We start from the raw sequence: 7,825 nt of genomic DNA on the forward strand, positions 1-7,825 counted from the left end.
CGCTCCCTGTTCAATCTCGCGCTCTATGTCCTCATCGTGAGCGGGATGGTCTTTCTCGGAAATCTCGCATGGCTCTGAAAGCGTCCGTCTCGCGCATCCTCATCACCCTTTGCGTCGTGGCCGCCGCGGGCTTCGCCGGCTGGCGGCTGTGGGACTTCTACACATTGTCGCCCTGGACCCGCGACGCGCGCGTGCTGGCGAATATTGTCGAGGTGGCGCCAGACGTGTCGGGCCGCGTCGACGAGATCCGCGTGGCCGACAATCAGACCGTGGCGAAGGGCGACGTGCTGTTCGTCATCGACCGGCAGCGCTTCACCCTCGCGCTTGAGGAGGCGAAGGCCAATGTCGAGCAGGCCCGATGGACCCAGAAGCTCGCGCAGGACAATGCGAGCCGCGACGCGCAGGTGATGGCCCGCGATCCCGACGCGATCTCGGGGGTCACGGCGGAAGCCTCGAAGACGAAAGCCGGAGAGGCCGCCGCCGCGCTCCAGCTCGCCCAGTCGCAACTTGCCGTCGCCGAACTCAACCTCGAACGCAGCACGGTGCGCTCGCCGGTGAACGGCTTCGTCACCAACCTGACCGCGACGGTCGGCGATTACGCCACGGCGGGCGCCGGCGTCATGGCGCTGGTCGATCGGGATTCCTTTTATGTCTACGCCTATTTCATGGAGACCAAACTGCCGGCGATCGCGCCCGGCGCGCCGGCGCAGGTGAAACTGATGGCCGGCGGCGCCGTGTTGAAAGGCAAGGTGCAGGGTTTGAGCCGCGCCATCGCCGATCCCGCCAAAGCGAACGGACGGCTGCTCGCCTCGGTCGATCCGAATTTCGAATGGATTCGCCTCGCCCAGCGCATCCCCGTGCGGATCACGCTGGAGGACCTGCCGCCCGATTTGATGCTCGCGGCGGGGATGTCCGCGACGGTCGTGGTGCGCCCGATCGCGAGCGGCCGCTAGCTGATTTCATTGTTGCGTGAGAATAATGATACGAGCTCATCTGCAAATGCTGGACGTCCGAACCTCAGCAATTCAATAGCGATCCGCTCCGGCAAACGCCGGGACGAAACAGCTAGCGCGATGCCCCTTCATTGCGGGCCGCCGACGGCGCGCGTCCCGTCCATCGTTTGAAAGCGTGATTGAACGAGGTCGAGCCTTCGTAGCCAAGCAGCCATGCGATCTGCGACAAAGACATGGCCGAGTCCTTGAGATAGTGCTGCGCGAGACTTCGCCGCAATTCATCGACGACTTCGGCAAAAGTCGTCCCTTCATCGGCCAAACGACGCGAAAGCGTGCGAACGCTGAGGGCCAGCGCCTTCGCGACATTCTTCGCCTGCGCCTTTCCGTTCGGCAGCAATTTCTCGGTTTCGCGCTCCACGGCGGACCGCAATGTTCCCATCGCGACGCCCCGGTCTTTCGCGGCCGCCTCGCAAAACGGCTTGAGCGCGTCAATCAGCTTGGCATCGGCCGTCATCAGCGGGACGGAAAGCGTGTCGTTCGAGAACGCCAGCAAATGATCGGACGTCCCTTCGATCGCGGAGCGGCCAAACTCGACCGGGCAAAGAAAGAACCGCTCGAAATCCTTCGGATTCGCGCTGCGGGAATGCGCGAAGGCGACCCGCGCCGGCCGGATTTTCTGGCCGACGACGTCGCGCAACGCCTTTACGATAACCGCGAGTCCAAATTCCGCATTATGCCTCGCGCTCTGGACGGGCAAGCCGTGAAAGGCGGTTTCGAGAGCCAGCCCATCCGCCGATCGGACAAGTCTGACGCGAAAGGCTTCGTTGGCGATCCGCTGGTAGCGCGCGAACAGCGTCAGCGCCTCGTCGATATTTTTGCCGCCCGAAACGACGTAAAACAAAATGCCGGCGTCGCGCGGATCGGCTTTTTGCGCCAACCGGAATCCGAATGCCGGGTCGCCCAACGCCTCCGAGACCAGGTCCAGGAGGCGGCATTGTCCCGCCGCCGAGATTCGATGCCGGATCGGATCCCCGCCTTGGATCACGCGATCGACATCATCTTCCGGCAGCCCGGCTTGACGAAGGAGCGGCGCGATGGCGACGCCGCGTCCGCGCAGTTCCGCAACCGCCTGCTTCGTCGCGAAGCCGGTCGTCGTCAGGAAAACATGCGGATTTTGATCGTCAGCCATGCCGCCGCAAGCCCCAAGCCTTTGGCGGGATTTAGCAATGTAATGGCCGACGAAATCAAGCGCCCTATCGTGAAGGCGGGTTAATCATCCTGCGAAATCCGTTGGAATTAACCGATTGAACAACCGCAGGTTGGCGGCTTCGGATCATGTTTTTTGCCGCGGGCGCGCCGACAGGCGCCCGCGCGCCGCAGCGCAATCCGCCCTTTTAGACGGCGATTCGAGGATTTGGCGTCATGGATTCATTGCAACTGCAGGACGAGACGATCGTTGAAATCGCTTTGATCCATCTCGCCTTCGCCCGATCCGAACTTGCCGTGTCCGACCTTCCCTCCGACGCCCTGCAACGCGCGATCGGCCATATCGAAACCGCGATCTTCGGCCTCGCCAGCCTCGCGCCGGACTTTATCCGTCTCCGTGGCGCCACGGATCGCAGCTTGAGCTAGGCAACGACGCCCCCCGCTTGTCTCACCTGGACGCGAGAAAGCCGCGCCCCGCCGCGATCAAATCACGAGCAGCAGCGCCGAAAGCGTGAAGAAGGAAAAGAAGGTCGCGCCGAGCAGCGCGGCCGCGGCGACGCCGTCTTTATCATAGGGATGGGCGAGCAGCGGGTAGACCGACGCCATCGGCCCGGCGGCGTAGATGATCGCCGCCTTTTTCAATTGCGGATCGAAACCGGGAAAAAGCAGCAGGACGCCGGCCACCGCCAGCGGATGCACGAAAAGCTTGGCGACGACGATGCGCGGCGCATCCCAACTCAATCCGCGCAGCGACAGCCCGGCCAGCGTTCCGCCGATGGCGAATAGAGCCGCCGGCGTCGCGGCGTTGGCGAGCAGGTCGACAGCCTTGAACAACGCCGATGGCAGAGGGGCGCCGATGGCCGATGCGGCGGTCCCCGCGAAAATGGCCAGCACCATCGGGTTTCGCGTCAGGCGCCGGAACACGAAGAACAGGATTTCGTGCAGGGGATCGTCCTGGCGGCTCTCGCTTTCGGCCAGACCGAGCCCCAAGGGAAAGATCAAGATGCTCTCGACGATGAGATTGAGGGCCAGCGCAATGGCCGCGCTGGGGCCGACCATCATCGCGACGATGGGAAAACCGACAAAGCCGCTGTTCGACGCGGAAGAGCCGAGCCCGGCCATGCCGCTCGCCGCGAGCCCCCTTTTCTTCGCAAAGCGCATGAAGCCGAACATCAGCGCGAAGGAAATCAGCGAGCCGACGCCATAGGCGGTCAGATAGTTCAGATTCAGGATCTCGTTGAACGGGCGCTGCGACAAGGCGCGGAAGATGAGCGCCGGCAGCGCGAACCGGATGACGAGCACGCCGATTCCGCGAATTTCCTCTTTGGTGGTCACGCCGAATCGCGTGGAGGCGAAGCCGAGCGCGATGAGCAGGTAAATCGGCAAGGTGATGGAAAGCACATGGCTCATGGCGGCGCCTGATTCGGGGTTTGGCGCAAGAATCGCCGCCGAACCGTTCAATCAGTCTCCAGTCGCGCCCAATCGTCAATAAGGAAAGGACCGCCCGCCCGACCGCAGGCGCCCTGCTGGCGCGGATTGTCGTTATTCTCCCAATCGAGAGCCGCTCCAGCGCGATTTCGCGCTCATCGGGCGTAACGAAGCTACTGATTGCCCGATTTGCAGAAAAAATATGCGCCAATTGCCTAAAACATTCTCAGAACGGGCCTATGCTTTTTTGATCAGCCAACGTAGCCTCAGGGCAGAGTTGGCCGCTAGGGTTCCGGTCTCGCTTGCGAGATGCTGGTCCGAGAGCAGCCTCCCGAAGGGAGACATCCTTCGGACGCACGGCGGGACAAAAGCCCGGGAGACCTCGTAAGCCAAGGGATTGGCAATACGATGGTCCATGCCGATCCCTCATCATGTTCAAAATCTGTGTAACCAGATTTGAGGGATGGCCAGATGCGCAAACACAGCTTCCTCCGCACCCTTTTTCTTGCCGGCTCGATGCTCGGCCTGAGCATGGCCGGCGGCCAGGCCGAACCGAAGAAGAGCTTCAAGGTCGCCTGGTCGATCTATGTCGGCTGGATGCCCTGGGGCTATGCCGCCGACACCGGCATCGTCAAGAAATGGGCCGACAAATACGGCATTTCAATCGACGTCAAACAATTCAACGATTATGTCGAATCGATCAACCAATATACGGCGGGCGCCTATGACGCCGTGACCATCACCAATATGGACGCGCTTTCGACGCCCGCCGCTGGCGGCGTGGACACGACCGCAATGATCGTCGGCGATTTCTCGAACGGCAATGACGCCGTGATCCTGAAGAACAAGGATAAGCTCGCCGACATCAAGGGCCAGAACGTCAATCTGGTCGAGTTTTCCGTCTCGCATTACCTGCTCGCCCGCGCGCTCGACAGCGTGAAAATGAGCGAGAAGGACGTGAAGGTGGTCAACACCTCCGACGCCGACATGGCCGCCGCCTATAAATCGGCGGAAGTCACCGCCGTCGTCACCTGGAACCCGATCGTCAGCGAGATTCTCGGCAACAAGGACGCGCACAAGGTGTTCGATTCCTCGCAGATCCCGGGCGAGATCATGGATCTGATGGTCGCCAACACCCAGGTGTTGAAGGACAATCCGGCCTTCGGCAAGGCGCTCGTCGGCATCTGGTACGAGACCCTCGACAAGATGCTCGCCCCCAACGCCGAGGGCAAAGCCGCGCGGGAAGCCATGGCCAAGGCCTCGGGCACCGACCTCGCCGGCTTCGACAGCCAGCTCGCCTCGACGAAGCTTTTCGCCAAGCCTGCGGACGCTGTCGCCTTCACCCAAAGCAAGGAGATCGCGACGACCATGGATCGCGTCCGCGCCTTCCTGTTCGACAAGGCGCTGCTCGGCAAGGATGCGAAAAGCGCCGATGTTGTAGGCATCGAGCTCGCCGACAAGAAAGTGCTCGGCGACGCCAAGAACGTGAAGTTCCGCTTCGACCCCAGCTTCATGATGCTCGCCGCCGCCGGCAAGCTGTAAGCGTCTGGCCGCCGTCACAGGATCAGCGACATGCGTCTGTTGAATCGAAGGCCCGGCAGGGGCCAGGAAATCGTGCTGACCGCATTGCCGTTCCTGCTGACGGCGGCCGCCTATCTGATCTTTTCCGCGCTGCGCCTCGCGGAAAATCCTAATGACAAGCTGCTGCCGTCGCTCAGTGCAATGGCCGATGCGGTGCGGACGCTCGCCTTCCATGTCGACGTCCGCACGGGCACCTACATCTTCTGGGCCGACACTTTCGCCAGCCTGCAAAGGCTGGTGACGGCTCTCAGCCTCGCCACCATCATCGCTTTGGTCATCGGCCTCGCCATCGGCCTGCTGCCGACGATGCGCGCTTTGCTCGACGATTATATCGCGGTGGTGTCGATGGCGCCGCCGCTCGCCTTGCTGCCGATCCTGTTCATCGCGCTCGGTCTTGGCGAGGCGGCGAAGATCGCGCTTATCGTCATCGGCTGCACGCCGGTGATGATCCGGGACCTCGCCTTGCGCGTCAGCGAATTGCCGCGCGAACAATTTCTCAAGGCGCAGACGCTTGGCGGCAATACCTGGCAGATCGCGCTGCGCGTGGCGCTGCCGCAAATGTTGCCCCGTCTGATCGATTCGCTGCGCCTGCAGCTCGGGCCGGCCTGGCTGTTCCTCATCGCCGCAGAGGCCATCGCATCGGACTCAGGCCTCGGCTATCGCATCTTTCTGGTGCGCCGCTATCTCGCGATGGACGTGATCCTGCCTTACGTGGCCTGGATCACTCTGCTCGCCTTCATTTCGGACGCCGCGCTGCGCCTGCTGCAGGCGCGCGCCTTCCCGTGGTTCGCGGCGGCGAGGGCGTCATGAGCGGGATCAAAGTCGAACAGGTCTGGAAGGAAATCGGCGACCAGATCGTGCTGGAAGACATCAGCCTGGAGATTGCGCCGCGCGATTTCCTGATGCTGGTCGGCCCCTCCGGCTGCGGCAAGACCACCTTCCTGCGCATGCTGCTCGGCGAGACCGCGCCGACGCGGGGACGCATCCTGCTCGACGGCGAAATCCTTCCCGCCGAGCCGGACAGCCGGCGCGGCGTCGTCTTTCAGCGCTATTCGGTGTTTCCGCATCTGACGGCGCTCGGCAATGTCATGCTCGGCGCGGAGCTTTCGGATTCTCCCCTTCTCGGCAAGATCTTCGGCGCGCGCAAAAAGGCCGTTCGCGAAGAGGCGCGCGCGCTGCTGGCGGAGGTCGGGCTCGACCACGCCGAGGATAAATATCCCGCCGAAATGTCCGGCGGCATGCAGCAGCGTCTGGCGCTGGCGCAGGCTTTGATGCGGCGGCCGAAAATCCTGCTGCTCGACGAGCCCTTCGGCGCGCTCGATCCCGGCATTCGCGGCGACATCCAGGCGTTGATGCGGAAGATCTGGAACGAGTGCGAACTGACCGTCGTCATGGTCACGCATGATCTCGCCGAGGCTTTCCGGCTCGGCACGCGCGTCCTCGCCTTCGAGCGTCGCCGCGACCGGCCGGAGGAGAAGGAGCGCTTCGGCGCGACCATCGCCAAGGACATCACCATCTGGCCGCCGCGCATCGCCGGCGCGCCGAAAACTTCGACCAGCCCCGGCCGGGACGACCCGGCTGCGACAGGGGCAGAGCCGGGACGGCCCGGAATTCACGAACCGAGGCAGTCATGAGTCTCACCGAGCAGCAAAAGGCGGAAATCGCCGTCAATCGCGCCAATTACGAAAAGCTGAAAGCGGCCGGCCAGGGCGCCGCGCCGCGCGCCTTGCCGCCGCTGACGCCCAAAGGCGGCGCGGCGCTCGCGCCGGAACATATCGTCGCGCGGGAGGCCATTCCGGGCGGCTGGTATTGGTATGGCCGGATCCGCAGGGGCGACACGCTTCGCCTGGGCAATGCGGACGGCCGCTCCTCGGCCTCGGTCATCGCCTGGAATGCGCAGGACGTCTCCGAGCGCATCAATCATGCCGACACGATCAAGATTCAGTGGAGCGCGGCGCCCCGCAAGGGCCGCGTCATCCTCTCCGACATGGGCAAGGTGGTCTTCTCGATCACGCAGGACACCAGCGGCGCGCATGACGCGCTGGTCGGCGGCTCGAACGCCGCAACCAACGCCAGAAAATATGGCGGCGCCCCCCGCAACACGCGCGACAATTTCATTCTCGCCGCGACGAAACTTGGCCTGACGTGCGCCGACATTCCGCTGCCGGTGACTTTTTTCGCGCCGGTGGAGGTCGACGCGGACGGAAAGTTCATCTGGAACGAGGCGCAGCGCGCGCGCAACGATTTCGTCGATCTGCGCGCGGAGCAAGAGCTGTTGGTGGCCATCTCCAATTGTCCGCATCCGCTCGACCCGGCGCCGGACTACGCCCCCGGCGCGATCGAGCTGACCCGCTATCGCCTGCCGGTTCCGGCGGACGATTTCTGCCGTACGGGCAGTGCGGAAAGCATCCGCGCTTTCGAAAATACCGACGCCGAGCGCGCCTGACTGGAGGGAACCATGAGCCAATTCATCTGCGCGCCCTCGTCCCGCGATCCCGCCGGCGCGATCTACGATTTCGAGATTCCGGCCACCAAGCCCTGGTCCCATATCCTGCGCAAAGGCCAAACCTTGCGCATCGTCGACAGCTACGGCCAGCAGGCGGTGGACACTTTGTTCTACAATGCCGAGGATTTTTCCGAGCGCTATTCGGCCAATG

9 protein-coding genes and 1 riboswitch are annotated in these 7,825 nt (G+C 63.3%); of the genes, 7 read left to right on the forward strand and 2 right to left on the reverse strand.

All coding sequences use genetic code 11. The features are described from left to right. Positions 1–68 precede the first annotated feature (68 nt). Positions 69–953, forward strand: coding sequence for an efflux RND transporter periplasmic adaptor subunit (locus ACE3S9_RS11210; protein WP_374546545.1), 885 nt, complete (start codon positions 69–71; stop codon positions 951–953). Between the two features lie 112 nt (positions 954–1,065). Here the strand turns inward: ACE3S9_RS11210 and ACE3S9_RS11215 are convergent, their stop codons facing one another. Then, positions 1,066–2,142: an AraC family transcriptional regulator gene (locus ACE3S9_RS11215; protein ID WP_374546546.1), complete on the reverse strand. Its 1,077-nt coding sequence runs from the start codon at positions 2,140–2,142 to the stop codon at positions 1,066–1,068. Positions 2,143–2,375: 233 nt separating this feature from the next. Between ACE3S9_RS11215 and ACE3S9_RS11220 the strand changes: the two genes are divergently transcribed. Continuing rightward, positions 2,376–2,585 carry a hypothetical protein gene (locus tag ACE3S9_RS11220; protein ID WP_374546547.1) on the forward strand — a complete coding sequence of 70 codons (210 nt, stop codon included), beginning with the start codon at positions 2,376–2,378 and terminating at the stop codon, positions 2,583–2,585. Positions 2,586–2,642: 57 nt separating this feature from the next. On the opposite strand, the gene ACE3S9_RS11225 is transcribed toward ACE3S9_RS11220, so the two are convergent. After that, complete coding sequence (locus ACE3S9_RS11225) at positions 2,643–3,569, reverse strand: AEC family transporter (RefSeq protein WP_374546548.1); 927 nt, start codon at positions 3,567–3,569, stop codon at positions 2,643–2,645. A 291-nt stretch (positions 3,570–3,860) separates the two neighbouring features. Continuing rightward, a riboswitch (guanidine-I (ykkC/yxkD leader) is annotated at positions 3,861–3,968 on the forward strand. 90 nt (positions 3,969–4,058) lie between these two features. On the opposite strand from ACE3S9_RS11225, the gene ACE3S9_RS11230 reads away from it, so the two are divergent. The 5 genes from ACE3S9_RS11230 to ACE3S9_RS11250 all read left to right on the forward strand — a co-directional run. Next, positions 4,059–5,129 carry a putative urea ABC transporter substrate-binding protein gene (locus ACE3S9_RS11230; protein ID WP_374546549.1) on the forward strand — a complete coding sequence of 357 codons (1,071 nt, stop codon included), beginning with the start codon at positions 4,059–4,061 and terminating at the stop codon, positions 5,127–5,129. Between the two features lie 30 nt (positions 5,130–5,159). Then, positions 5,160–5,978: an ABC transporter permease gene (locus ACE3S9_RS11235; protein ID WP_374546550.1), complete on the forward strand. Its 819-nt coding sequence runs from the start codon at positions 5,160–5,162 to the stop codon at positions 5,976–5,978. Beyond that, positions 5,975–6,802 (forward strand): ABC transporter ATP-binding protein, encoded by an 828-nt coding sequence (locus ACE3S9_RS11240; RefSeq protein WP_374546551.1) that lies wholly within the window; start codon positions 5,975–5,977, stop codon positions 6,800–6,802. The genes ACE3S9_RS11235 and ACE3S9_RS11240 overlap by 4 nt, the downstream gene beginning before the upstream one ends. Beyond that, positions 6,799–7,614 carry an urea amidolyase associated protein UAAP1 gene (locus ACE3S9_RS11245; RefSeq protein WP_374546552.1) on the forward strand — a complete coding sequence of 272 codons (816 nt, stop codon included), beginning with the start codon at positions 6,799–6,801 and terminating at the stop codon, positions 7,612–7,614. Before ACE3S9_RS11240 ends, ACE3S9_RS11245 begins: the two co-directional genes overlap by 4 nt. Before the next feature lie 12 nt (positions 7,615–7,626). Then, a partial coding sequence (locus ACE3S9_RS11250; RefSeq protein ID WP_374546553.1) for a DUF1989 domain-containing protein occupies positions 7,627–7,825 on the forward strand: 199 nt, incomplete at its 3' end.

Origin of the sequence: Rhodoblastus sp. (assembly GCF_041915505.1) — a bacterium.
Lineage (GTDB): Bacteria > Pseudomonadota > Alphaproteobacteria > Rhizobiales > Beijerinckiaceae > Rhodoblastus.